The organism is Zunongwangia sp. HRR-M8, from assembly GCF_027594405.1.
GTDB lineage: Bacteria > Bacteroidota > Bacteroidia > Flavobacteriales > Flavobacteriaceae > Zunongwangia.
On the sequence record NZ_CP115161.1, the window covers coordinates 364,910 to 390,294 of the forward strand.

Below are 25,385 nucleotides of genomic sequence, written 5' to 3' on the forward strand. Positions count from 1 at the left end.
CTTGTTTAAACTTGAATTAAAATTAAGAATAGATTGGAGCGATCTGGATATGTATCGCCATGTAAATAATCTCAGCTTTATGCGTTTTATGCAATCTGGTAGAGTAAATCTTTGGGAAGCTACCGGATTGCATAAAATGTATACTGATAGTAAAAAAGGTGCAATGTTAGTTTCTACGCATTGTGATTTTAAAAACGCATTATACTACCCGGGAAATGTTCTCGTGAAAACAAGAATCACTGAAATTGGCACTAAAAGTTTTAAAATAGAACATCATATTTTAAACGAGAAACAAGAAATTTGTGCAATAGGTAAAGATGTGGCTGTGTTTTATAATTTCAACGAGAAACAAACAAATGCAATACCAGAAAGTCTAAGGAAAATCTTAGATCGATATTAGGTTTTTTTAAGCATAATTTCAAAAGTAGTTCCTTCGCCAATTTCACTTTTTGCTACTCTAATACGCCCATCGTGATATTCTTCTACAATTCGTTTCGCCAAAGACAGTCCCAATCCCCATCCTCGTTTTTTGGTGGTTTGTCCTGGTTCAAAAATTACTTTGAAGCGATTTTTGTCGATTCCCTTTCCAGTATCATGTACATAAACAAAAACCTGTTTTTCATTTTGTCTAATTTCAAGAGAAAGTTTTCCTTTTCCTCGCATTGCGTCAATGGCATTTTTTACTAAATTTTCTATCGTCCAGCTGTAAAGTTGCGTGTTTAAGTTAACTTTTATTTCTTCTCTCGGTACTATGAGGTTAAAATCGATAAGTTTAGAACTTCTGGATTGTAAATATCGATAGCTCTCTCGGGTGGCTTCTACAAGATCGGTTTCTTCTAATAAAGGAGCAGAACCAATTTTAGAAAAGCGTTCTGTAATTGTTTGTAAGCGGGTTATGTCTTTTTCGATTTCAGTAATATAAACTTCGTTTACATTTTCTTGTTTCAGAATTTCTGTCCATCCTATTAGTGAACTTAATGGCGTACCAATTTGATGTGCAGTTTCTTTTGCCATTCCTGCCCACAATTTATTTTGTTCACTGTTTTTTGTGGTAGTATAGAAAAAATAAATTACTCCGATAATTAGAAAACCAATGGTTACCAATCCTAGTGGATAGTACTTAAGACTATTTAGAACGGGAGAATTTCCGTAGAAAACCAAATGAGTCCTAAACCTATCTAAATGCATAATTATAGGCTCGTTTTCAGCTCTTAGTCGATTAAGGTAGTTTTCAGCTTTTTCAGGAGTATCGATTTTTTCAGGATCGATATAATGGGTAGAAACTATATTTCCTTCTTCGTCTGTTTGTATTGTTGGAATACTGGTGTTACTATTTAAAACATTTAAGATAAGCGGACTCAAATTTTCGTTGCTGCTAGCGCGATCCAGTTCCAATAGCGCTTCAGACCAAATGCTCATTTTTGTGCGCTCTTCATCTTTAAGCCGGTTAAAAAAGATGGTCGTATTCCACAAGACTAAAATAATTACAGCGAGACCTGCAAATATAATAAACCAGCGATTAAACTTTCGTTCGTCATTAAAATTCATAAAGAGTTCCTCTTCATTTTAAAAGCGGTTAAAGATAAGCGTTTTAATATGAATATTATTGTGAAGACATGCTTTAAATTCCTTATCCTAATTATTACCTTTGTGAAAAATCAAAGCATGTTAAGTATAGATTCTAAGGAATCACCTTCTGGCGCCCTTTACAGATATTTGAGCGGTGCGGTAGGACCAAGGCCTATTGCATTTGCAAGTACGTTAGATGCTGAAGGACGACCAAATTTGGCTCCTTTTAGTTTCTTTAATGTGTTTAGTGCCAATCCTCCAATATTGGTGTTTTCACCCGTAAGACGAGGTAAAGATGGTAGCCTGAAACATACATTTTTAAATCTGCAGGTTGTTAAGGAATGTGTAATCAATATTGTAGATTACAAAATGGTACAGCAAATGTCTTTAAGTAGTACAGATTATGCTGAAGGTGTAAACGAATTTGAAAAATCTGGGCTTACCATGCAGCAATCAGATTTGGTGAAGCCATTTAGGGTCGCAGAATCTCCGGTTCAGTTTGAATGTAAAGTAAACGAAATTATAGAACTTGGAGATGAAGGCGGAGCAGGAAATTTGGTAATATGTGAAATTTTAAAAACACATATTAAAGAAGAAATTCTCGATGAAGATGGTTATATCGACCAGGTAAAGATCGATCAGGTTGCTCGAATGGGTGGAAATTGGTATACTCGTGCCAAAGATGGGATGTTCGAAGTACCAAAACCAATTGCCAATTTAGGGATTGGAGTAGATGCAATTCCGCAGGAAATTAGAGAAAGTAATATCTTAACAGGAAATGATCTTGGTAAATTAGGAAATGTAGAAAATCTGCCTACTTTAGAAGAGTCGAAATTATATGTTTCTGAAGATGATTTGTTTACAGAGATTATTGCAGCAAAAGAAACAGAAGCAATTCATAAACAGGCGCAGTTATTGCTAAATGAAGAACGAGTGATAGAAGCGTGGAAATTATTACTAGCAAATTTTTAAACGAAGATGGAAGTACAAGGAAAGATTAAATTAATCGGAGATACCAAAACTTTTGGTAATAACGGATTTAGAAAAAGAGAATTAGTTATCACTACAGAAGAGCAATATCCACAGCATTTAATGATTGAGTTTGTTCAGGATAAAACAGATCTTTTAAACAGTTATCAGGTAGGGCAGCCTGTTAAAGTTGGTATTAACCTTCGTGGTAGAGAATGGGTAAGCCCACAGGGGGAAACCAAATATTTTAATTCTATCCAGGGATGGAGAATTGAAAATCTACAACCATCACAGCCGGGTGGTCAAAATGTGCCGCCACCGGCAGATCAATTTGAGCCTGCACAAGATTTTAAAGACGAAGATTACGACGATCTTCCTTTCTAAATATTAGCACAATTTTTTGTAAAAGCTTAGTATGCACTTAACGTACTAAGCTTTTTTGTTTTTGTAATTTTCTGAAAACTAAAACCCCTAAACGTGCAAATTCTAAAACCATACGATCCATTTCCTAATGTAGCTTACGCTTCAGATGACGGATTGCTTGCTATTGGCGGGTCGCTAACAGAAGACCGCTTAATAGAAGCTTATTCTAAAGGAATTTTCCCTTGGTATGATGATTCTCAGCCGATTTTGTGGTGGTGTCCAGATCCCAGGATGGTTTTATTTCCGCAGAAATTAAAAGTTTCAAAAAGCATGAAACAATTGCTGAAGAAAGAAGCTTTTAAAGTGACTTATAATGAAGCTTTTGAAACGATAATAGATAATTGTGCTAAAATAAGTAGAAAGGGACAGCAAGGAACCTGGATTACGCCAGAGATGAAACAAGCATATTCTGGTTTGCATCAAAAAGGAATTGCACAGTCTGTTGAGGTTTGGGAGAATGGCGAAATTGTAGGAGGTTTGTATGGGATTTATCTAAAACATAAAAAAGTATTTTGCGGGGAAAGTATGTTTGCTAAAGTAAGTAATGCTTCAAAATATGGTTTTATAAGTTTAGTAAGGAAACTTCAGGAAAATGGCGTGCAACTTATCGATTGCCAGGTATATACTCATCATTTAGAAAGCCTTGGTGCTGAGGAAATTTCTAGAAACGAGTTTTTGAATTTTTTGAAATAAAAGGCGGTTGTCTCATTTATGATATTAATCAAAAACAGATTAAAAAATCACTAATTTTACTATTGGCCTTTATTGTATTTGTTTCTTGTTCTTCTAAATACTGGGATTAAACGACTGCCATTTACTGCGAAAGTTGTTTTACTTTTTTATATCGAAAACAAGAAACTTCGTGATCGTTAACCATTCCGGTGGCTTGCATAAAAGCATACATCACGGTAGAACCAACAAATTTGAATCCTCTTTTTTTAAGGTCTTTACTTAACTTATCGCTAATAGCTGTAGTGGCAGGTGCCTCTTTATAATTTTCAACTTTATTTTGGATTGGTTTATGGTTTACAAAGCTCCAGATATAGTGATCAAAACTGCCAAACTCTTCTTGAAGTTTTATAAAATGCTGTGCATTGGAAACCGCGCTTCTTACTTTTAATTTGTTCCGAATAATACCCGAATTTTGAAGTAATTCCTGAATTTTATCTTCAGAATAATCAGCGATTTTTTTATAATCGAAATTATCAAAAGCTTCCCTAAAGTTTTCTCGCTTTCGTAAAATAGTGATCCAGCTTAAACCAGCCTGAAAAGTTTCCAAAATCAAAAACTCAAATAACTTTTGTTCATTGTGTACCGGCACACCCCATTCTTCATCATGATAAGCTTCATATAAATTGTCGCCTAAACACCAGCCACATCTATGTTTTTCAGTCATAAATTATTTTAAGGTTTAAATTGATAAGTAATTGTACCGGGTTGGTCATCTCTGCCAGAAAGCTTGCTAAAAACTGCTTCAGAAGCATATAATAAAGCATTTTCTACAAGACATTTATTATCTGTAGAAGAACTAGCTTCGTTAAAAGAGGTTGATTTTACCCTGCCAGATTCATCTACTTTTATATTAATTACAATTTTTCCTGAAAGACTACATGTGTAAATTGGGTTGGGGATGTTTACAGCCGTTCTACCTTTAAGATTAAAGGAAATAGAACTGTTTTTTAAACTACCAGATTTGCTAGAAATTTTGGAGGTCGAATTATTTCCATCAGACTGTTGCTTTTCTCTACTTCCCGATTTTTTAAGATTATAACTGCCAGATGTAGCAGTTTCACTATTTTTTGATGTCGCCTGTTGTGAAGCAGAATTTTTCTCAAAAATAGCATTTAATTCTCTGTTGAAATTGGATGATCTTGCTTCCTGGTTTTGATTAAAAGCGCGATGTGTTTGTGTTTTACTACTTGTAATTTCTTGCTTTTGATCGTTTTCAGGTTCCTTTTTTTCAGTCTTTAAAGCTTCAGTAACAGCGCTTAGGTCTACCAAAAATTCCTGGTTTTTCTGAGAGCTATTTTCTAAATGCCAATTAAAAAGCAATAACAAAAGCACCATAAATATTAGAATGGTTAAAAGCAGTGCTTTATGTTTTTCAAAAAATGACATCAATATATACGTCTTACAATTTTTTTGGTGAAGTTAGTATCTTTCAAACTTATAATCAATAAAACACTTTGATGTTTTAGCATCAAACCTTACTTGCTTTTTTACTGAGTAATGCTGCAGAATGTATTCCAAAATTGGAGAATGTAAAAAAAAATGCAACCATATCGATATTTAAGTATCTTAGCTTTATAAACATCAATCAAATGAGAACTAGATTATTATCCTTGCTTTTTTTATGCACAAGCTTTTTTATTTCAGCACAAGAAACTGAAGAATCAATTGATCTTACAAAACAAGAGTTAAAATTAAATTTAGGAATGGCTGTAGCAGGGATTCCAGAAGTAAGTTACGAGTATTTTTTAGAAGATAATAGCAGTATAGGTTTATCTATCGGAGTAGGCTTAGACGAGCCCGAGGATTTGGCGCTACGTTTTATTGCTACGCCTTATTACCGGCTTTTCTTTGGAAAAAAGAAGAATGCTGGTTTTTTTATAGAAGCTAATGCTGCAATAGCTTCTTATCATGATTATTATAATGAGTATACCTATAATTACGATGATGACGGTTACTATTATGAAGAACAAACTAATATTTATGATGAAAAAACGACCAATTTTGGTTTAGGGGCTGCAGTTGGTTTTAAACTGTTAACACGAAACAATTATATTGGTGAAATTTATGCCGGTGCCGGTAGGCTTTTTGGCGACAGCAACGATTTTGAAGTTTATCCTAGGCTTGGCGTTTCTATAGGTAAACGTTTCTAGGAATTTGAAATAGGCCTTGGTAATTGTTTTTCAAAATCATCAAGGCTTAAACTATTTTTTACGCTAAAATCACCAATTTTAGTTCTTCTTAATGCGGAAAGATGTGCGCCGCTATCAAGTTTTTTACCAAAATCGTGGGCAAGACTTCTTATATAAGTTCCTTTGCTGCAAACTACCCTGAAGTTAATATTTGGAAAATCTGAAGCATCAGTTTCAAATTCTTGGATACTTATTCTTCTAGATTTTATTTCAACTTTTTCGCCTTTTCGAGCATATTCGTAAAGTCGTTTTCCGTCTTTTTTTAATGCTGAAAATACCGGCGGATATTGTTCAATATCTCCAATAAAGCTTTTGGTAGTTTCGGTTATATTTTCTTCAGAAATATGGTCTGTCGGGAAAGTTTCGTCGATTTCAGTTTCCAGATCATAAGAAGGCGTTGTTGCACCTAATTTAAATGTTCCGGTGTATTCTTTAATTTGTCCCTGTAGTTCAGGTATTCTTTTGGTGAATTTCCCGGTGCAAATAATTAGAAGCCCGGTTGCCAAGGGATCTAAAGTGCCGGCATGGCCAACTTTAATCTTTTTAATATCGCAGCTTTTACGAATCATCCATCGTACTTTATTCACAAGCTGAAAAGAGGTCCAGTTTAATGGTTTGTCGAAAAGTAAGATTTGTCCTGCTTTAAATTCTTCAGCAGTAATTATAGGATGATCCATAGATTAAAATCTGTTTAGGGCTTCAAACTTAAATACAAATTTAGGATCGAAAGCAATAATTTCAGTTTTTGTTGAAATTTCTATTTAGATCTTCAGCAATAAATTCAGAATGAGTTATGCAAAATAGCCAAAGCCAATAGCGATAATTCCTACGATAAAACAGTAAATAGAGAAATAAGAGAGTTTGCTCTTTTTTACGAGAGAAATCATCCAGGTACAGGCAACAAGACCAGATAAGAATGCGGCAACAAAACCAATAATTAAATGGGAACCACCAACAGATTCTTCGGTAATATTCCCATCCATTAAATCTTTGGCTATTTTTCCAAAAATCAATGGTACTACCATTAAAAATGAAAAACGAGCTGCTTTGGTTTTGTCGTTTCCTAAAAGAACTGAAGTTGAGATTGTAGAACCGCTTCGTGAAATCCCCGGTAACATGGCGATAGCTTGTGAAACACCAATCACGAAGGCATTCATAAAACTTACCGGTTTACCTGTATCTTTTGCTTTATCAGCAAGCCAGAGTAAAAGTGCGGTAATAATTAGCATAAAGCCCACAAAAACAACACTGCCACCAAAAAGTTCTTCTAAATAATCTTCAAAAAAGACACCGATTAGTGCAGCCGGAATCATAGAGATAATAATCTTGGCTGAAAACTGCGTTTCCTCGTTCCATTTAAACTGAAAAAGTCCTTTAAAAATGTCCAATATGTCTTTTCTAAAAACAACGATCGTACTTAAGGCCGTCGCAAAATGTAAGACTACGGTAAACATCATAGATTCTTCTGGCAAACTACTGTCACCTAAAATGGCTTTTCCTAATTCTAAATGTCCGCTAGAAGAAACGGGTAAAAATTCAGTTAATCCCTGAATAATTCCCAGGATAATGGCGTCTAAAGTATCCAATTTCTATTTTTTGTTTGGGTTTACTAAAATAGCGAAAACCTGAATCCCAAAACCAATTAAAACGATAGTGGGGGCAAGGCGAATACGCTGAAAATTATAAACAGCTTCATTAAATTCGTTAGGATCGTCGCTACCACCGCCTGCCATCAAAATAAATCCTAAAGCGATTACCGCCAGACCGATAAACATGAATTTGTAATTCTTTTTACCAAATACAAAATTTTTGTCTTGATGTTGGGGTTTGGTGTTATTGCTCATCTATTGTAATTTTAACTTTAGTAATAAAGCTCGTCTGTTTGTAAATTTAAAAATCTTGTGGTGGCGAAAAAGGTACTTAGCCAGGTTATTACGATACCTGTTACAAAAACACCACCAAATAAGGCTAATATAAGTTTTTTGTCGGCCAGTAAATTTAACTCAGCAAAACTATCGTTTAGATAATAAATTACAGCAGCCATTCCTATAAGTGCTACTACAGCGCCAATCATTCCTAGCTTTACGCTGTTCCAAATAAATGGGCGGCGTATAAAACCTTTGGTAGCGCCAACCATTTGCATGGTTTTTATTGTAAAACGTTTAGAGTACACCGATAATCTTATCGAGCTGTTGATAAGTAGAACCGCAATAAAAGTGAATAATGCACTAACGATTAACACCCAGAAGCTTATCTTTTTAAGATTGTTATTCAGTAAAGAAATTAATGGCTTGTCGTAAGAAACTTCATCTACGGCGCTATTTTCTGAGAGTTGAGCTGCAATTTCTTCAACCCTTTCCGAAGAAACAAAATCCGCATTCATATAAACATCAATAGAATTTTGAAGTGGATTGTAATCCAAAAATTCCATAAAATCTTCCCCAATAGCTTCTTTTGTTTGTTCAGCAGCTTCTTCTTTAGATACAAAAGTCACCGATTTTGTATAAGAAGCGGTATCTAAACTTTTGGTTAGTCTCTGCATCGCTTCCTCTTTGGCGCCATCATTAAAATAAACCGTCAAAGCAATTTGCTCTTTAAAATGATCTGCTACTTTTTTGGTGTTTAATACCAATAAACCCAGCATTCCCAGTAAGAAAAGTACTAACGCGATACTTAGAACTACAGAGAAATAGGATGAAATCAAACGGCGCTTTTGATATCTTTCAAAAGATGTGCTCATAAACAGCTATCAATTTTTTGTAAAAATAATAAAGTAAACGGTTCCAAGACTTTCTTAACGCCCAAACTTTATTAATTATTCTGATAAGTGTAAATTTGAAAGAATAAGATTCATATTGTGTGAAAATGCTATTAAATTTTTTAGCTCAAAACTCGAATAAAAGAAAATTGAAACTATGAGAATTCTTGTATACGGCACTGGTGGTGTTGGCGGTTATTTTGGAGGTCGTCTGGCACAGGCGAGCCACGACGTTACTTTTATTGCCAGGAACGAAAGTTTAAAAGCGATTAGGGAAAACGGACTTGTCGTTAAGAGTGTAAATGGTGATTTTACGGTACATCCTGCAAAAGTAACCGATGATATTAGTGAAGTTGAAACGCCAGAATTGGTAATTTTAGGTTTGAAATCCTGGCAAATAAAAGATGCTGCAAAACAACTAAAATCGATTATTACTGAAGAAACTATGGTATTGCCGTTGCAAAATGGAGCCGATAATATGGAAAAACTTCAGGAAATATTGCCTAAAAGGAATGTTTTGGCTGGTTTTTGCCGAATTTACAGTAAAAAAGAAGCGCCGGGAGTAATTAATCATTTTCAGTTTGATCCTGAAATTATTTTCGGAGAATTAAATAACGAAAAATCAGATCGGGTTTTAGAACTGAAGGAAATATTTAATAATGCTGGTTTTAAAGGAATTGTTCCAGATGATATGTATAAAGCGATCTGGAAGAAATTCGGATTTATTGCTACGGTAAGTGGCTTAGGTGGATTAACCCGGGTGAGTATAGGAAAAATGTGGCAAGATGATTATTTGCAAGATGTTTTAAAGAAAACTGGTCTTGAAATTCAAGCCATCGCACAAGCAAAGGGAGTTAATTTTGATGATGAAGATATAGCACAGTTATTTCAGTTTATCGGAAAGCAAGGAGAATCAGCAACAGCTTCAACGCAACGAGATATTATGGCCGGGCGGCCTTCAGAATTAGAAAATTTTAACGGATATATCGTAAAACAGGGTAAGAAATTAGGAATCGAAACTCCGGTAAACGAATTTATTTATCGGGCGTTGTTGCCAATGGAGAAGGAAGCGAGGAATTAGAATTAAGAGTTTGGAGCGCTTCGCTGTTAGAAGTTAGAATTGAGATGTTAAAAATTAGACAAGAAATGTTGAATTTTAAATGCTGAATATTGAATTTAGATTGATTTTGTTGTCTGTCTTACTGAACTTTTTTCAGCATCTTAACACGAATTTCCAAATAATAAAACCTGAGAGATGGCAACTAAAAAAATAACTGCTGCAAACGATCTAAACCTATTTTTATTCTTAATTGCTGCAACTGGTTTAAAATTGTAAATTTGCAGCCATTGTTAACAATTGATAATTACGGAATTTAGGAAATTACTTTAAGGAAAGTCCATAAAACTTTTATTAGAAGATTTTTATTGCGAGGCTAGCCTTAAGTAATTAATCTCGATTATCGAGTTCCGATTAAAATATAGTCCGTTTAAGGACGTTCAGAAATACATAGAAATGAACTACAACTTCAACGAAATTGAAGCCAAATGGCAAAAATATTGGGCCGAGAACCAAACTTTTAAAGCATCTAACACTTCAGATAAGCCAAAATATTATGTACTCGATATGTTTCCTTATCCTTCGGGAGCCGGTTTACATGTTGGGCATCCGCTAGGGTATATTGCGAGTGATATTTATGCGCGTTACAAGCGCCATAAAGGCTTTAATGTGTTGCATCCACAGGGTTATGATAGTTTCGGACTTCCGGCCGAGCAATATGCGATCCAAACCGGGCAGCATCCTGCAATTACTACTAAAGAGAACATTGCAAGATATCGCGAGCAGTTAGATAAAATTGGATTTAGTTTCGATTGGAGTAGGGAAGTGCGTACCAGTAATCCGGAATATTACAAATGGACGCAATGGATTTTTAGTGAGTTGTTCGAATCTTGGTACGATTTAGAAGCTAATAAGTCAAGAGCGATTTCTGAATTGGAAGCAATTTTTGCTGCGGAAGGAAATACTCGTGTAAAAGCAGCTTGCGACGATGCTATTGAAGATTTTTCGGCTGAAGCGTGGAACAAATTTTCTTCCGAAGAAAAACAACGAATTTTATTAAAATATCGATTAACGTATTTAGCGGAAACTGAAGTAAACTGGTGTCCACAATTAGGAACAGTTTTAGCGAACGATGAGATTGTAAACGGCGTTTCAGAACGTGGCGGTTATCCGGTAATTCGTAAAAAAATGACGCAGTGGAGTATGCGTATTTCTGCCTTTGCAGAGCGTTTGCTTACTGGTTTGGAAGAACTAGATTGGACGGACAGTCTAAAAGAAAGTCAGCGTAACTGGATAGGGAAATCGGTTGGAGCGCATGTCAATTTTAAAATTCAGGAGACGGATCATGAAGTTGGCGTTTTCACAACCCGTCCTGATACGATTTTTGGAGTAACTTTTATGACGCTTGCACCAGAGCATGAATTAGTAAAAGAGATTACAACGGAAGCGCAAAAAGAAGAAGTAGAGGCTTATATTGAAGCGACTGCAAAGCGTAGTGAACGTGAACGAATGGCTGATGTAAAGACCATTTCCGGAGCATTTACCGGTGCGTATGCCGAACATCCGTTTACTAAAGAACCGGTGCCAATTTGGATTGGAGATTATGTATTGGCAGGTTACGGAACTGGAGCGGTAATGGCAGTGCCCTGTGGTGACCAGCGTGATTACGATTTTGCAAAGCATTTTGAAATCCCAATTAAAAATATTTTCGAAAACGCCGATATTTCTGAAGAAGCCCATAGCGGAAAAGAAGGAACGCTAATCGCAAATTCCGATTTTTTAAGCGGATTAGCATATAAAGAAGCACTACAAAAATCGATTCTTAAGTTAGAAGAAATAGGAGCAGGCTACGGAAAAACCAATTATCGATTAAGAGATGCCGTATTTTCTCGCCAGCGGTATTGGGGAGAACCTTTCCCGGTGTATTATGTAAATGGTTTACCACAGCTAATCGATGTAGCGCATTTGCCTTTGCATTTGCCGGAAGTGGAAAAATATTTACCAACAGAAACCGGAGAACCGCCGTTAGGAAATGCTACCGATTGGGCTTGGGATACAGCAGCCAATAAAGTGGTAAGTAACGATAAAATCGATCATGAAACCGTATTTCCATTAGAGCTAAATACCATGCCGGGTTGGGCTGGAAGTAGCTGGTATTTATTCCGTTATATGGATGCCGGTAACGAGGAGGTTTTTGCTTCTGAAGCCGCACTGGATTATTGGAAAAATGTAGATTTATATATCGGTGGAAGCGAACACGCAACCGGGCATTTATTATATTCGAGATTCTGGACGAAATTCTTAAAAGATCGCGGACATTTAAACGTGGAAGAGCCTTTTAAAAAGCTGATCAATCAAGGAATGATTTTGGGGACGAGTGCTTTTGTATATCGCCTTGAAGGTGAAAATAAGTTTGTTTCTAAAAATCTTACTGAAGGAAAATCGGTTCAGCAAATTCATGCTCCGGTAGAATTTGTAAATGCTTCAGATGAATTAGATGTTGAAGCTTTTAAAAACTGGCGACCAGAATTTAAAGAAGCGGAATTTCTTACTGAAGAAAATGGAGCTTACGTTGTAGGTCGAGAGGTTGAAAAAATGTCGAAGTCCAAATATAATGTGGTGAATCCAGATGATATTTGTAATGATTATGGTGCTGATACCTTAAGAATGTACGAAATGTTCTTGGGGCCAATCGATCAGGCAAAACCCTGGAATACCGCCGGAATTACCGGTGTGCATAACTTCTTAAAGAAATTGTGGAAATTATATTTCAACAACGATCAATTTGACGTTTCAGAGGAAAAAGCTTCGGCAGATTCGTTAAAAACATTGCATAAAACCATTAAAAAAGTCACGGAAGATATTGAGAATTTCAGTTTTAATACGTCGGTTTCTACCTTTATGATTTGTGTGAATGAACTGAATGCACAAAAATGTAATAGTCGCGAAGTTCTAGAACCTTTAGCTGTATTGATTGCTCCTTATGCGCCACATATTGCCGAAGAATTATGGAATAACTTGGGTCATTCCGAATCTATTTCAACCGCTGCTTATCCTAAATTTGAAGAGAAATTTTTAGTAGAAAGCACTAAAAATTATCCAATTTCATTTAACGGTAAAATGCGTTTTACGATGGAGTTACCATTAGATATGAACAAAGATGAGATCGAAAAAACGGTAATGGAAGACGAGCGTACTCAGAAACAATTAGACGGTAGAACTCCTAAAAAAGTGATTGTTGTACCGGGTAAGATTGTAAATATTGTTGGGTAATTTTATCCAAAATCAATAAAAAAACCGCCTTTTTCAATAGAATAAGGCGGTTTTTTGTTTTCAGCTTTTGAATAAACTTTGTTCAGAAACTAGATTTAATGAATGTATTTTTACGAGAAGTAGATAAAGTATCTAATTCAATAAAAATCATTTAAAAAGCTATTAATTAGAGTTTATACCATAAGAATTTGCCATTTTAATTGCCCAGGCAATCGCATTCGCTGTGAATACGGAATTATAGACATCTTTATCTCTAGAATCTGGACCGCGGCCATAGGATGGCTTAAATACAGGGAAATTATTAGCATCTAACATAAATGGTGTAACCGTATCTGAAGTATTTGAACCATTAGAGTTAAACCCTCCATCCCCAACAAAAATCAGGTTTAAAGAATTGTGCCTAAATGCTGTAATTTTATCTAATTCAATATCGGGGTTAGCTTGTGAGATATCAGTATTGTGAGAATAAACTGTTATGGCGCTAGAAGGAATACCTGTTACAAAATTTGTGGAAGAGGCATCTTCTCCCCAAGCTTTTTGCCTTATATCTCCAAAAGGACCATTTAAAATATCATCATTGTTTGAGCTAAACTCATATAAAGCACCTGCCGGATGTGAATAGCCTGTTTTAATATCATCTGAATTGAATAATTTTTTAAAAAGAATTTCAAGACCGGTAGTTGCTTCTGAAAACAAAAGAACTACTCCATTATTATTTAAATAATCTATTAAAATTGAGGCTTCTTCTTCAGAAGGATTCCAGGAGAAGCCAATAATTATGATATCTACCGGATTTTTACCGGTAGTCCATTGTTTTAGGTTAACAGCACCTGGAGCATTGGTACCATCAATAATTTCACTCCACCCGTTAAAATCAACGGTGCTATTTGCTAAATCTCCGTAATTAATTGGGCTAGTTATTAAACTGTTAGAAGCTGCATTTCCAGAAAAGTTATAGCCATATCCATCTTTGTCGTTTCCAATGCTAAGTAGTCTTTTTTTAGTATTAACAATATTTACCGGAATGCTAACTTTGCAAGAAGAATCAGATTGATCAGTGATATTAATATCTGTACTTGATGTTGAAGATGGTGTCCCGCTGCCTTGTAAAATAATATCTTGATTTCCTGATGTATCAAATGTGCCTGAACCCTTAAATGAGATGCCATTTACAGATTTGGTTGTAATATTATAATATCCAGGAGCAGTAACTTCTACCTGTAATTTTATTTGATTTTTATAATTCAAAGGTACCCCAACATGGTAACTCCCCAATACTTCAGCACCACTACAATTTATACTAAAAGTCCCTAAAGCTTCAACATCAATAGAAACAGGATTGTTGCAGTTTATGTCTATTCCAGATGCTGTAATGGAAACTTCGTCCTTTTGTACATTTTCAGGACGTCCTTGCCCCTCTAGCCTAATTCTTTGTATTCCAGTATTTAAAAATCGTCCTTCAGCATAAAATCCATAACCGTTAGAAGTATTTGCTGTAATAGAATACTTTCCAACTTTTTTTACATCTACAGATGCCGTTAAATATTCATTTGGCGAAAGATCTTTTCTTTCAAAAAAAGTACCTTCGATAGTAATCTCACTACAATCTAAGGTCGCTTCACTGTATAATGCATCACCACACAAACTTCTCCATTGTGTATTGTTACTATCCCAAAAATTATAACATCCCTCAGAAATATTAAAAATTAAAAGGCTGTTTTCGGATTGGCTAGGCTTAATTGAATCTCGCTGAGATTGGGTTAATCTTGGAATTAAAATACCTTTTTTTGAAATTTCCAGATGGACTGTCAATTTCTGAAATATGCAATAGACTTTTTGAGTTAGGTTCTGTAGTATTAATCCCTACCTGAGAGAACGTATTTATTATTGAACATGTATAAATACATAAAAAAAATAGTATATGTTTCATGGAATAGGATAATACATAATTTTCAAAAAAGATGGATTGAGCGCTTATCAAAGAAAGGTTTCTAACTTTAACAAATAATGTAATACAAATTTAAGATTTATTATCACTATTTGGGAATTGAATACTATACATTTTTGCTTACAAAAAGACTGTATCCATACGGTAGTAAAAAATCTGCTTGCGTGTTTAATTATCTATTAAGAAAATATGATTTAGTAATCAATTAACTGGAGAGTAAAGTCTATGAAACGAAATATAGCCTAAATTAAAAGGGACTTTGTTGAAAGGAAAAAATGAAAAACAGCTATTTTTTCTATTTAATGATCAAATTCAACCTTCTAAATATAAAGTCTATTTTCTAATATCTAAAAGCGGAGCGGTCTAAGTTCTAAAAGGCACAGCCGGTCTAGATTTTAGCTTCTAACTAGCCTAAATAAAGATCAATAAGTCCTTCAGGAGTAGTAACGTTGATGGTTTGGTTTGGCTTGTCGATTTTTTCGATAAATTCATCATTCATGGGAATAAGAATTTCTTTATCGTCTTTTTTAATTTCGAATAAAGCTTGAGCGGTGCTATCGTTTATTGAAGTGATTATACCAATGTCGCCATGTTTAGCATCAATAACCTTAAAACCTATAATTTCGTGATAGTAGAACTGATCTTCGTCTAGTTCAGGAAGGAAAGTAAGTGGGAGATAAAGCTCACAGCCAATCATATCGTCTGCATCATCTTCCGTATCGATATCTTCGATCTTTGCACGCAGTAGTGTGCTTTTATGCAGGGAACTTTTTTCAATAAAAAATGGAACCAGATTATCGTTGTATTCAACGAAAACTGATTCCATCTCTGTGTACAATTCGGGTTCGTCTGTATCTAATTTGATAAGGAGTTCCCCTTTAAAGCTATATTTACTAACGATTTTCCCTAAGTAGAAACATTCTTCTTTAGTCATCGCTAGCTAAGAAATTAACCTTGTTTTTCTTCAGTTTTAGCTTCTTCACCTGTAGCTGCGTCTACTTCTTTGTCTACATCAGCTTCTGGTTCGCCTTCTTCAGTAACAGCAGCAGCTTCAGCAGCGGCAGCTTCACGTTTAGCGTTTACTTCTTTCTCAGCAGCTAAAGCTTTGTCTTTTGCTTCTTGTTCTGCTTTTGTAAGATTTTCTTTCTTGTTGTTAATTTTGCTTTCTTTTTCCTCTAACCAAGCTTGGAATTTCTTCTCAGCTTCTTCTTCAGTTAAAGCACCTTTTCTAACTCCACCAGCAAGGTGATTTTTAAGTAATGCACCTTTGTAAGAAAGAATAGCACGAGCAGTATCAGTTGGCTGTGCTCCATTCTGTAACCATTTTACAGCTCCGTCAACATCTAACTCGATAGTTGCAGGATTTGTATTTGGATTATAAATTCCTACTTTATCTAAGAATTTACCATCTCTTTTTGAACGTGCATCAGCTGCTACGATCCAGTAAAAAGGTTTTCCTTTTTTACCGTGTCTTTGTAATCTTATTTTTACAGGCATAAAAATTAATTTATGGGGTTCCCGACCCCTATTATTAATAAGGCTGCAAAGATACTACATTTTTCTAATATACAAGACCTTGGCAATAAAATATTGTAGCTCTTCTAGAACGATGATGAACTCATATCAATACTAAATAAAAGACAATAAAAATCAGTAAAATACTGCACTCTTGTTAAAAGCAGTTAATTAGTGCTAAACCCTGTTAAATAGGTTGTTGTGGCGGTATTTGAGTTGTAAATTTACTCAGCGAAACAATAAAAAAAAGATTATGAAATATTCAGAAGAAGTATCAGAAAAATTAAATGAGCTGTTAGAAAAAAACTATGATGCAGAGAAAGGATATAAATTTGCAGCTGAAAATGTTAAAAACGATAAGCTAAAATCTTTTTTCACTGAAAGAGCACAAGAACGCTACGATTTTGGACATGAGTTAAAGTCTGAAATTAGAAATTATGGTGAAGTGCCAGATAAAGGTTCTAGTTTAGCAGGTGATGCTCACCGTACTTGGATGAACTTAAAAACAGCATTCTCTGGAAACAAAGAAGAAGCAGTTTTAGAGGAAGCTATAAGAGGTGAAAAGGTAGCCGTTGAGGAATACCAAAAGATCTTAGACGATACTAACGTGCCAGCATCAACTCAAAATATTCTTCTGAAACAAAAAAATTCTATAGTAGCTTCTTTAAACGAGGTGAAATCTCTTGAATATAAATTTGACTAGAAGAAAAAATATAAAATTTTGATGCGAATAGATGTTTGATTGAAGTAGTAGTTTTAATGTTCGTATCGAGCCTCACGGAAAAGAAGTTTTGCTTCAATTACCGTGAGGCTTTTTTATTGGTTAATAATTGTTGAAAAACACACTTTTTCTCAACTGAAATTATGCTTAGTTTTGCAAGATAAGATGTTGCTGAATTGCCCTTTTTCTTCATACAGGGTGTAAATAACTAAGAGCCAATGTATTTAATTTTTGATACCGAAACCACCGGATTACCAAAGCGTTGGGATGCGCCTTTAACCGATTCTGATAACTGGCCAAGATGTATACAGATCGCTTGGCAGTTACATGATGAGATGGGTAATCTTTTGGAGCATCAGGATTATCTGGTGCGCCCAGAAGGTTTTGATATTCCTTATGATGCCGAGCGCGTTCACGGAATTTCAACAGATTTGGCCAAAGAAGAAGGTATTTCTTTAAAGGAAATGTTGGAGAAATTCAACGAAGCTTTGGGAAGGACCAAATTTATCGTTGGACAAAATCTTGGTTTTGATGTTAATATTATGGGAGCCGAGTTGCATCGTGCCGGTATGGATAGCCAATTACTCGAACTTCCGGTTTTAGATACCTGTACAGAAACTACGGCAGAGATGTGTAGAATTCCCGGTGGACGTGGCGGAAAATTTAAATTGCCAACGCTAACCGAATTGCATGAATATCTGTTCGATGAGCCTTTTGGCGAAGCACACAATGCAACTGCCGATGTTGAAGCAACAACGCGTTGTTTCCTGGAACTAGTGAGAAAGAGAACTTATTCTGCGGAAGAGTTAAATGCTGCTCCCGGTTATTTTGAAGATTATATAGATGCTAATCCAGAGCCATTTCAGCCAATTGGTTTAAAGCATATTAATCTTAAAAAAGCTTCCGAAGCAATTCGAAAAAGGCTGGAAAAACTGCAGCCAACCGATGAAATTACTACGGAAGAAATCGAGGAGAACCTTGAAAAATTAGATGAGGTGCCTTTTGCGCATCTTCACAATCATTCCCAATTCTCCGTGTTACAGTCAACTATAAGTATTCCCGATCTTGTAAATGCCGCGGGCGAGCAAAATATGCCGGCAGTAGCGCTTACCGATCATGCAAATATGATGGGAGCCTTTCATTTTGTAAAAGAAGTTGGGAATTATAATAAAAGTGTAAAAGCAAAAAACGAAGAAGCCATTGCTAATGGTGAGCCTGCAGAAGCCAATGAAATAAAGGCGATTATTGGTTGTGAGTTTTTTGTTTGTGAAAATCACACCGATAAATCAAGAAAAGATAACGGTTACCAGGTAGTGATGTTGGCCAAAAATAAAAAAGGCTATCACAATTTGGCTAAAATGTCTTCGAAGGCGTATACAGATGGTTTTTACTATGTACCTAGAATTGATAAGGAGGTTGTAAAACAATACAAAGAAGATGTAATCGTGCTTACCGGTAACCTTTATGGTGAAGTACCGAGTAAAATTCTAAATGTTGGTGAAAAGCAAGCCGAAGAAGCTTTGCTTTGGTGGAAAGAAGAGTTTGGTGACGATCTTTATATAGAGATGATGCGCCATAATCAGGAAGATGAAAATCGGGTAAATCAAGTTCTGGTTGAGTTTTCTAAAAAGCATGATATAAAATTAATCGCCACCAATAATACCTACTATTGGAATAAAGACGATGCTAATGCACACGATATTTTGCTGTGTGTTAAAGATGGCGAGAAGCAGGCAACACCAATTGGTCGTGGCCGCGGCTATCGTTACGGATTGCCAAACCAGGAGTATTATTTTAAGACTGCTGAAGAGATGAAAAATCTCTTTAAAGATTTGCCTGAAGCAATATCGAATATTAAAGAGATTGTAGATAAAATAGAGCCTTTTGAGTTGGCACGAGACGTATTACTTCCGGCTTTTACCATACCTGAAGAATTTTTGGTTGAAGAGGATAAAATAGATGGTGGTAAGCGAGGCGAAAATGCCTATTTAAAGCATATTACCTTTAAGGGAGCCGAAGGACGTTACAGCGAAATCACTCCGGATATTAAGGAAAGGTTGGATTTTGAGCTATCAGTAATCGAAAAAACAGGATATCCGGGTTATTTCTTAATTGTTGAAGATTTTATTCGTGAAGCCAGGAATCTTGATGTTTCGGTGGGACCGGGAAGGGGTTCTGCGGCTGGTAGTGCGGTAGCCTATTGTTTAGGAATTACGAATATCGACCCTATTAAGTACGATCTGCTTTTTGAGCGTTTCTTAAATCCAGATCGTGTGAGTATGCCCGATATTGATATCGACTTTGATGATGAAGGTCGTAGCCGGGTTATGGATTATGTAATCGGGAAATATGGTGCCAATCAGGTAGCGCAAATTATTACCTACGGAACCATGGCTGCAAAGTCATCGATTAGGGATACTGCTCGGGTTTTAGATTTACCTTTAAGTGATGCCGATAGAATAGCGAAATTGATCCCTAATACCAAACTAGGGAAGCTTTTCGCAATGGATGAAAAGACGATAAAATCGAAATTCCGAAGCGAAGAAATAGACAGTATTAACGAGCTGCTAAATATTTCTGAAGGAGACGATCTTGAAGCGCAAACGGTAAATCAGGCGCGAGTTTTAGAAGGGTCGGTTAGAAATACCGGGATCCATGCCTGTGGGGTAATTATTACCCCTAGTGATATTACCGATCACGTTCCGGTTTCGTTGGCTAAGGATTCCGATTTATATGTAACGCAGTTCGATAACTCGGTTGTAGAAGATGCGGGTCTACTAAAAATGGACTTCTTGGGGTTAAAAACGTTAACCCTAATTAAGGATACCATTAAAATTGTAAAAGGAAGACATGGGATCGATCTAGTTCCCGATGAATTTCCTTTGGATGATGAAGAAACTTATAAACTCTTCCAACGTGGAGAAACAGTAGGAATATTCCAGTATGAATCTCCAGGAATGCAGAAACACATGCAGGCGTTAAAACCAACGGTTTTTGACGATCTAATTGCAATGAACGCCTTGTATCGCCCAGGGCCAATGGAATATATTCCAAGCTTTATTGCCAGAAAACACGGGGACGAAGAGATAAGTTATGACCTTCCAGATATGGAAGAATATTTGCAAGAAACCTATGGTATTACGGTCTACCAAGAGCAGGTAATGTTGCTTTCGCAAAAGTTAGCCGGCTTTTCTAAAGGTGAAGCCGATATGCTACGTAAAGCAATGGGTAAAAAGATATTTGCTTTACTGGAAAAACTGAAACCCAAGTTTCTTGACGGTGGAGAAGAGAAAGGCCATCCTCGAGAAGTTTTAGAGAAAATATGGAAAGACTGGGAAGCTTTTGCTTCTTATGCGTTTAACAAGTCGCACTCTACCTGTTATGCCTGGATTGCTTATCAAACGGCATATTTAAAAGCCCATTATCCTGCGGAATATATGGCTGCGGTATTGTCTAATAACATGAACGATATCAAGCAAGTTACCTTCTTTATGGAAGAATGTAAGCGAATGAAACTTAACGTACTTGGTCCCGATGTAAACGAATCTTACTATAAATTCTCTGTAAACAAAGATTACGCTGTCCGGTTTGGAATGGGAGCTATTAAAGGAGTTGGAGCCGGTGCAGTAGCCACTATCGTAGAAAATCGTAAAAGCGAAGCTGGGCATTATCGATCTATTTTCGATATGGCAAAACGAATCGATTTGCGAGCAGCCAATAAAAAAGCTTTTGAGAATTTAGCTTTGGCAGGTGGATTTGATTGTTTTAAAGAAACGCATCGCGCACAGTATTTTCACGATGAAGGAGACGGAATGAGCTTTTTGGAGAAAGTGGTGAAATTTGCTGCTAAATTTCAGGAAAATGAAAATTCGTCTCAGGTAAGTTTATTTGGCGAAGCCAGCGAAGTGCAGATTCCAGAGCCAAGTGTGCCGCCTTGTGAAGAGTGGGGGACGATGGAAAAGTTACGTCGTGAAAAAGAAGTGGTGGGAATTTATATTTCTGGGCATCCATTGGATGATTTTAAGAAAGAGATTCAGTATTTCTGTAATGGAAGTTTATCAGATTTTAGAGAGCTTGAAAAAATAGTAAATCGTGAAATTTCTTTTGGCGGAGTGATTAGCGATGTTCAACACAGAACTTCAAAAATGGGAAAAGGTTGGGCAATGTTTACCGTTGAAGATTATACCGAATCTTACGAGTTTAGAATGTTTGGCGAAGAATATCTTAAAAACCGACATTTTCTGGTTCCAAACTCCTTTGTGCATATAAAAGCTTTTATTAAAGAAGGGTGGACCAACAAAGATACCGGCAAAAAAGGAGAGCCTAGAATTCAGTTTAATAGCTTTCAGCTATTGCACGATATCATGGATTCATACGCGAAAAAACTTACCATTCAGTTAGATATAAATGATTTGAAGGAAGAGAAAATCGATATTTTAAAAGAGATTTTTAGAAGTTATCGCGGTGATCATAAACTGAATTTTGTGGTGTATGAAATGAAAGAGCAACTGAAATTACATATGCCTAGTAAGCGCCAAAAAATAAAGATCTGTCCTGAATTATTAGAAAGTTTGGAAGCTGAGCATGTGGTTTATAAATTGAACTAAAGCTGAGGTTTTTTACTTTCGGGCAGGGATTGAAGCAAGCTACCGTGTAGCGCGTAAAGCCCGGTCCTTCCTGAAGATGAAATCTGAAGGAAGGAGCCCGCCGTATAATTATTGACAATCAGCTTATAACGAAATCTGATATTTGATTTGTAAGGTTTCCGAAAATATTTGACTACTTTTACGTATTGATAATTTACTAGAAAAATAAAGATTATGGCTATTGAAATAACCGACGCAAATTTTGAAGAAACAGTATTAAAAAGCGATAAACCAGTAATGGTTGATTTTTGGGCAGCATGGTGTGGACCTTGTAGAATGGTAGGACCGGTAATCGAAGAGCTTAGCGGCGAGTATGAAGGGAAAGCAGTTGTTGGAAAATTAGATGTTGATGCTAACCAGGAATTTGCTGCAAAATACGGAGTTAGAAATATCCCAACAGTACTTATTTTCCAAAACGGAGAAGTTGTAGGTCGCCAGGTTGGTGTTGCTCCAAAAGATACTTATGCAAGTGCTTTAAACGAGCTTTTATAATCCATAGCGATTTTTGAATAATATTGAACCCGGCTTTTGCCGGGTTTTTTGTTTCTTGATTTGACGTAGTTAGTATTGAGAAGTTAGAAAATAGAGTAGAGAACCATGAATTTGAATTCTAAATGCTGAAAAGTTGAATAGCTGTAAACTGTATACAGAAAACAGAGTTCTCGACACAACACTTTTACCTTGAGCGCTATCGTCATCTCGACCTTGTGGAGAGATTTTTTTGAATTCAGTTATTCTAACATAGAATATTGAAAAGAGACAAGATAATTATTATAAAATGCTGAATTCTGAATTGCTTTTCAATGAAGACTTTTCTGTTCACCGTTCATTCTTCATTGCTTATTGTATTTTGTAAACTGTCAACTCGTTTTTTGTATATTCCTGCAACAAATAATTTTACTTTGAAATTACAACAACAGGTACATCAAACTGAAGGATTTTTAAATCTTGAAATATTGGCGCGGCAAATTGTCGAAGGTTATATTTCGGGGATGCATAAGAGTCCGTTTCACGGCTTCTCTGCGGAATTTGCAGAGCATAAGATTTACAATCAGGGACAAAGTACCAAGCATATCGATTGGAAGCTTTATGCGAAGACTGATAAATTGTACACGAAGCGCTACGAAGAAGAAACCAATTTGCGCTGTCACCTTATCATCGATAATTCTGCTTCGATGCATTATCCTTCTTTAAAGAAACAAAGTCTCTTAAAACTAAATAAAATTGGTTTTTCGGCTCTAGCATCAGCGTGTATTATGAATATGCTAAAGCGACAACGTGATGCAGTGGGTTTAAGTGTGTATAGTGATAAGTTTGAATTTTATGCGCCAGAAAAAGCAGGAGAACGCCATCATCATTTATTGCTGAATCATTTAGAAAACGCGGTAAATTCTGGCGGGTCTAAACGCGGAACAGAAACCTATACCTATTTGCACCAAATTGCGGAAAAACTAAAAAGAAGATCTTTGGTATTTCTGTTTACTGATATGTTTCAAAGCGATAAAGAGGAAGCCGAACTATTTGAAGCTTTACGACATCTTAAATATAATAAGCACGAAGTAATCTTGTTTCATGTTTTAGATAATAAAAAAGAGCTTGGATTTGATTTTGAAAATGCGCCGAAGCGATTTTTTGATGTAGAAACGGGAGATGAGATAGACTTATATTCGGAAAATATTCAGGAAAATTATAAAAAAGCGATTAAAAGCTACTTTGAAAATCTAAAATTGGAATGCGCGAAGTACCGGATAAGTTACGTTCCGGTAGATATCAATAAAAATTTCAATAAAATTTTACAGTCTTATTTTGTTGAAAGACAAAAGCTTGCATAACGGGCTAAAAAAAAGATCAAAAAAACTCAAAAAAAAGTTTGTGGAAGTGAAAAACAGCTGTATATTTGCACTCGCAATAACGCAACGGTCTGGTAGTTCAGTTGGTTAGAATGCCTGCCTGTCACGCAGGAGGTCGCGAGTTCGAGTCTCGTCCAGACCGCTTTTAAAGTATCAAATAAAAGCAAAAAGCCTTTAAATCAATGATTTAAAGGCTTTTTTTATTTCCCTACCTTCATTTTAACGCATATTAACCTAAGTGTTTGGTGCTGAATTCGGTGCATATTATTTAGCTCATTTTATATGCACCTCGAAACTCCTAATGCACTGTTAATAAATGTCTTGGGGCTTTTCTTTAACATTTGCTTTTGCTAACTTGAGGTGCATATTTTAATGCCAGCATCGATGAATAATTCACTATCAATCATTTTTTATCCAAAAAAAACCACTTCAAGACATTCGAATGAAGCTATTATTTATGCTCGAATCACATACAATGGTAATCGATCAGACTTTAGTACTTCCAGAAAAATAGAGGTGAGTAAATGGAATTCTCATACAAATAGTACTCGAGGTAACTCTGGAGAGTCCAGGATCATTAAAAGATATCTTGATGACATGCGTACTAGATTATACGACATCCATGATCGTTTAGTTCGGGAGCAAAAGAATATCTCCTCGAAAATTATAAGAGATACTTATCTTGGAAAAGAGGAGAAGCAATACACGCTTTTGGAAGTTTTTAATGAGCATAATGAACAAATGGAACGGCTGATTGGAAAAGGCTATACAAAAGGAACCTTACAGCGTTATAAAGCCTGCAAAAAGCATATTGAAGATTATCTCGAATTTAAATTTGAAGTAAAGAATATACCGGTTAAAGAGGTTAATTATTCATTTATCACTGGTTTCGAACACTTCTTAAAATCTCAAAAGGAATGCGGGCATAATACTTCGATTAAATACATTGTGAATTTTAAAAAGATTATTAGGATCGCTTTAGCAAATGAATGGATTAGTAGTGATCCTTTTTTCCATTGGAAAGGAACCTGGAAATCTTCAGATAGGGCTTATTTAAATGATGAGGAATTAAAAAGGTTGTCAGAAAAAGATTTTGATATCACCCGATTAGATTTGGTAAGGGATATGTTCGTTTTTTCATGTTATACAGGGCTTGCTTTTGCAGATATAGAGAAGCTGTCTGAAGATGATATCATTTCTAACGGAGATCAACGATGGATAAAGACCAAAAGGAAGAAAACAAATTCTTTAAGTAGTATTCCTCTATTACAAATCCCGGAGAACATTTTGGAGAAATATAAAGATCATCCCAGAGTTAAATTTAGTGACAATGTTCTGCCGGTAATGTCTAATCAAAAGTCGAATGCCTATCTAAAGGAAATAGCAGACCTTTGTAGAATAAAAAAGAATTTAACCACTCATTTGGCTAGACATACCTTTGCGACAACGGTAACGCTTTCTAAAGGCGTGCCAATCGAGTCTGTAGGGAAAATGTTAGGACATAAATCTTTAAAAACTACTCAGATTTATGCAAAAGTTCTGGATGATAAAATTGCTAAGGATATGCAGGTTGTTGCTAAGGGAATGGAAAAATGATTTTGAACTAATAGTTGTAATAAAGCTGGTTATAATCAAGGGGTCCCTGATTCGAACCCAGGTGGGGCCATATTTATAACTCTATAGGCTCCTTAAACACTACAGTTAATAGCTTTTTTTATTTTTGGTGGGTAATAAG

At 35.7% G+C, this 25,385-nt stretch carries 22 protein-coding genes and 1 tRNA gene; 13 read left to right on the forward strand and 10 right to left on the reverse strand.

Features of this window, described 5'->3' with window-relative positions:
* The first annotated feature begins 1 nt into the window (after position 1).
* Positions 2-400, forward strand: coding sequence for an acyl-CoA thioesterase (locus PBT89_RS01690; RefSeq protein ID WP_270063109.1), 399 nt, complete (start codon positions 2-4; stop codon positions 398-400).
* On the opposite strand, the gene PBT89_RS01695 is transcribed toward PBT89_RS01690, so the two are convergent.
* Positions 397-1,548: a sensor histidine kinase gene (locus PBT89_RS01695; RefSeq protein WP_270063110.1), complete on the reverse strand. Its 1,152-nt coding sequence runs from the start codon at positions 1,546-1,548 to the stop codon at positions 397-399. The two genes, PBT89_RS01690 and PBT89_RS01695, sit on opposite strands and share 4 nt — an antisense overlap.
* Positions 1,549-1,665: 117 nt before the next feature.
* Between PBT89_RS01695 and PBT89_RS01700 the strand changes: the two genes are divergently transcribed.
* From PBT89_RS01700 to aat, 3 genes are all read left to right on the forward strand, one after another.
* Positions 1,666-2,541 (forward strand): flavin reductase family protein, encoded by an 876-nt coding sequence (locus PBT89_RS01700; protein ID WP_270063111.1) that lies wholly within the window; start codon positions 1,666-1,668, stop codon positions 2,539-2,541.
* Between the two features lie 6 nt (positions 2,542-2,547).
* A complete protein-coding gene (locus PBT89_RS01705; RefSeq protein WP_270063112.1) occupies positions 2,548-2,922 on the forward strand; it encodes a DUF3127 domain-containing protein in 375 nt (124 codons plus the stop codon).
* Between the two features lie 93 nt (positions 2,923-3,015).
* Positions 3,016-3,654: a leucyl/phenylalanyl-tRNA--protein transferase gene (gene aat / locus PBT89_RS01710; RefSeq protein WP_270063113.1), complete on the forward strand. Its 639-nt coding sequence runs from the start codon at positions 3,016-3,018 to the stop codon at positions 3,652-3,654.
* A 121-nt stretch (positions 3,655-3,775) separates the two neighbouring features.
* Here aat and PBT89_RS01715 read toward each other — a convergent pair whose 3' ends face one another.
* Complete coding sequence (locus tag PBT89_RS01715; RefSeq protein WP_270063114.1) at positions 3,776-4,357, reverse strand: DNA-3-methyladenine glycosylase I; 582 nt, start codon at positions 4,355-4,357, stop codon at positions 3,776-3,778.
* An 8-nt stretch (positions 4,358-4,365) separates the two neighbouring features.
* Positions 4,366-5,079 carry a hypothetical protein gene (locus PBT89_RS01720; protein WP_270063115.1) on the reverse strand — a complete coding sequence of 238 codons (714 nt, stop codon included), beginning with the start codon at positions 5,077-5,079 and terminating at the stop codon, positions 4,366-4,368.
* Positions 5,080-5,282: 203 nt separating this feature from the next.
* On the opposite strand from PBT89_RS01720, the gene PBT89_RS01725 reads away from it, so the two are divergent.
* On the forward strand, positions 5,283-5,843 hold the full coding sequence (locus PBT89_RS01725) for a hypothetical protein (protein WP_270063116.1): 561 nt from the start codon (positions 5,283-5,285) through the stop codon (positions 5,841-5,843).
* On the opposite strand, the gene truB is transcribed toward PBT89_RS01725, so the two are convergent.
* The 4 genes from truB to PBT89_RS01745 form a co-directional block, all read right to left on the reverse strand.
* Positions 5,840-6,559, reverse strand: a complete 720-nt coding sequence (gene truB / locus PBT89_RS01730; RefSeq protein ID WP_270063117.1) for a tRNA pseudouridine(55) synthase TruB — start codon at positions 6,557-6,559, stop codon at positions 5,840-5,842. The genes PBT89_RS01725 and truB overlap by 4 nt on opposite strands.
* A 114-nt stretch (positions 6,560-6,673) precedes the next feature.
* Complete coding sequence (locus PBT89_RS01735) at positions 6,674-7,468, reverse strand: undecaprenyl-diphosphate phosphatase (RefSeq protein ID WP_270063118.1); 795 nt, start codon at positions 7,466-7,468, stop codon at positions 6,674-6,676.
* 3 nt (positions 7,469-7,471) lie between these two features.
* A complete protein-coding gene (locus tag PBT89_RS01740) occupies positions 7,472-7,726 on the reverse strand; it encodes a DUF3098 domain-containing protein (protein WP_270063119.1) in 255 nt (84 codons plus the stop codon).
* 17 nt (positions 7,727-7,743) lie between these two features.
* Positions 7,744-8,622 carry a cell division protein FtsX gene (locus tag PBT89_RS01745; protein ID WP_270063120.1) on the reverse strand — a complete coding sequence of 293 codons (879 nt, stop codon included), beginning with the start codon at positions 8,620-8,622 and terminating at the stop codon, positions 7,744-7,746.
* A gap of 175 nt (positions 8,623-8,797) precedes the next feature.
* Here PBT89_RS01745 and PBT89_RS01750 point away from each other — a divergent pair, with 175 nt between their 5' ends.
* Together PBT89_RS01750 and leuS are read left to right on the forward strand one after the other, a co-directional pair.
* Positions 8,798-9,721, forward strand: a complete 924-nt coding sequence (locus PBT89_RS01750) for a ketopantoate reductase family protein (RefSeq protein ID WP_270063121.1) — start codon at positions 8,798-8,800, stop codon at positions 9,719-9,721.
* A gap of 432 nt (positions 9,722-10,153) precedes the next feature.
* A complete protein-coding gene (gene leuS, locus PBT89_RS01755; protein ID WP_270063122.1) occupies positions 10,154-12,970 on the forward strand; it encodes a leucine--tRNA ligase in 2,817 nt (938 codons plus the stop codon).
* 162 nt (positions 12,971-13,132) lie between these two features.
* On the opposite strand, the gene PBT89_RS01760 is transcribed toward leuS, so the two are convergent.
* From PBT89_RS01760 to PBT89_RS01770, 3 genes are all read right to left on the reverse strand, one after another.
* Positions 13,133-14,782, reverse strand: a complete 1,650-nt coding sequence (locus tag PBT89_RS01760; protein WP_270063123.1) for a hypothetical protein — start codon at positions 14,780-14,782, stop codon at positions 13,133-13,135.
* Between the two features lie 542 nt (positions 14,783-15,324).
* The gene (gene rimM, locus PBT89_RS01765) at positions 15,325-15,852 is read right to left on the reverse strand and encodes a ribosome maturation factor RimM (RefSeq protein WP_270059432.1); all 528 of its coding nucleotides are present in this window, start codon (positions 15,850-15,852) and stop codon (positions 15,325-15,327) included.
* A 14-nt stretch (positions 15,853-15,866) separates the two neighbouring features.
* Positions 15,867-16,415 (reverse strand): 30S ribosomal protein S16, encoded by a 549-nt coding sequence (locus tag PBT89_RS01770; RefSeq protein WP_270063124.1) that lies wholly within the window; start codon positions 16,413-16,415, stop codon positions 15,867-15,869.
* A 271-nt stretch (positions 16,416-16,686) separates the two neighbouring features.
* On the opposite strand from PBT89_RS01770, the gene PBT89_RS01775 reads away from it, so the two are divergent.
* From PBT89_RS01775 to PBT89_RS01800, 6 genes are all read left to right on the forward strand, one after another.
* A complete protein-coding gene (locus PBT89_RS01775) occupies positions 16,687-17,136 on the forward strand; it encodes a ferritin-like domain-containing protein (protein WP_270063125.1) in 450 nt (149 codons plus the stop codon).
* Positions 17,137-17,372: 236 nt separating this feature from the next.
* The gene (gene dnaE, locus PBT89_RS01780; RefSeq protein ID WP_270063126.1) at positions 17,373-21,761 is read left to right on the forward strand and encodes a DNA polymerase III subunit alpha; all 4,389 of its coding nucleotides are present in this window, start codon (positions 17,373-17,375) and stop codon (positions 21,759-21,761) included.
* A 213-nt stretch (positions 21,762-21,974) separates the two neighbouring features.
* Complete coding sequence (gene trxA / locus PBT89_RS01785) at positions 21,975-22,292, forward strand: thioredoxin (RefSeq protein ID WP_270059428.1); 318 nt, start codon at positions 21,975-21,977, stop codon at positions 22,290-22,292.
* A gap of 410 nt (positions 22,293-22,702) precedes the next feature.
* Positions 22,703-23,632: a DUF58 domain-containing protein gene (locus PBT89_RS01790; protein WP_270063127.1), complete on the forward strand. Its 930-nt coding sequence runs from the start codon at positions 22,703-22,705 to the stop codon at positions 23,630-23,632.
* An 86-nt stretch (positions 23,633-23,718) separates the two neighbouring features.
* A tRNA-Asp gene (locus PBT89_RS01795) sits at positions 23,719-23,792 on the forward strand.
* A gap of 242 nt (positions 23,793-24,034) precedes the next feature.
* Positions 24,035-25,246, forward strand: a complete 1,212-nt coding sequence (locus tag PBT89_RS01800; protein WP_270063128.1) for a site-specific integrase — start codon at positions 24,035-24,037, stop codon at positions 25,244-25,246.
* Positions 25,247-25,385: the final 139 nt, after the last annotated feature.

Coding starts and splice junctions, on each gene's coding strand:
- rimM (WP_270059432.1), bottom strand. CDS start 15,852: ATGACTAAAGAAGAATGTTTCTACTTAGGGAAAATCGTTAGTAAATAT.
- PBT89_RS01725 (WP_270063116.1), top strand. CDS start 5,283: ATGAGAACTAGATTATTATCCTTGCTTTTTTTATGCACAAGCTTTTTT.
- trxA (WP_270059428.1), top strand. CDS start 21,975: ATGGCTATTGAAATAACCGACGCAAATTTTGAAGAAACAGTATTAAAA.
- PBT89_RS01750 (WP_270063121.1), top strand. CDS start 8,798: ATGAGAATTCTTGTATACGGCACTGGTGGTGTTGGCGGTTATTTTGGA.
- PBT89_RS01770 (WP_270063124.1), bottom strand. CDS start 16,415: ATGCCTGTAAAAATAAGATTACAAAGACACGGTAAAAAAGGAAAACCT.
- truB (WP_270063117.1), bottom strand. CDS start 6,559: ATGGATCATCCTATAATTACTGCTGAAGAATTTAAAGCAGGACAAATC.
- PBT89_RS01745 (WP_270063120.1), bottom strand. CDS start 8,622: ATGAGCACATCTTTTGAAAGATATCAAAAGCGCCGTTTGATTTCATCC.
- PBT89_RS01720 (WP_270063115.1), bottom strand. CDS start 5,079: ATGTCATTTTTTGAAAAACATAAAGCACTGCTTTTAACCATTCTAATA.
- PBT89_RS01715 (WP_270063114.1), bottom strand. CDS start 4,357: ATGACTGAAAAACATAGATGTGGCTGGTGTTTAGGCGACAATTTATAT.
- PBT89_RS01705 (WP_270063112.1), top strand. CDS start 2,548: ATGGAAGTACAAGGAAAGATTAAATTAATCGGAGATACCAAAACTTTT.
- PBT89_RS01775 (WP_270063125.1), top strand. CDS start 16,687: ATGAAATATTCAGAAGAAGTATCAGAAAAATTAAATGAGCTGTTAGAA.
- leuS (WP_270063122.1), top strand. CDS start 10,154: ATGAACTACAACTTCAACGAAATTGAAGCCAAATGGCAAAAATATTGG.
- PBT89_RS01800 (WP_270063128.1), top strand. CDS start 24,035: ATGAATAATTCACTATCAATCATTTTTTATCCAAAAAAAACCACTTCA.
- PBT89_RS01700 (WP_270063111.1), top strand. CDS start 1,666: ATGTTAAGTATAGATTCTAAGGAATCACCTTCTGGCGCCCTTTACAGA.
- PBT89_RS01695 (WP_270063110.1), bottom strand. CDS start 1,548: ATGAATTTTAATGACGAACGAAAGTTTAATCGCTGGTTTATTATATTT.
- PBT89_RS01740 (WP_270063119.1), bottom strand. CDS start 7,726: ATGAGCAATAACACCAAACCCCAACATCAAGACAAAAATTTTGTATTT.
- dnaE (WP_270063126.1), top strand. CDS start 17,373: ATGTATTTAATTTTTGATACCGAAACCACCGGATTACCAAAGCGTTGG.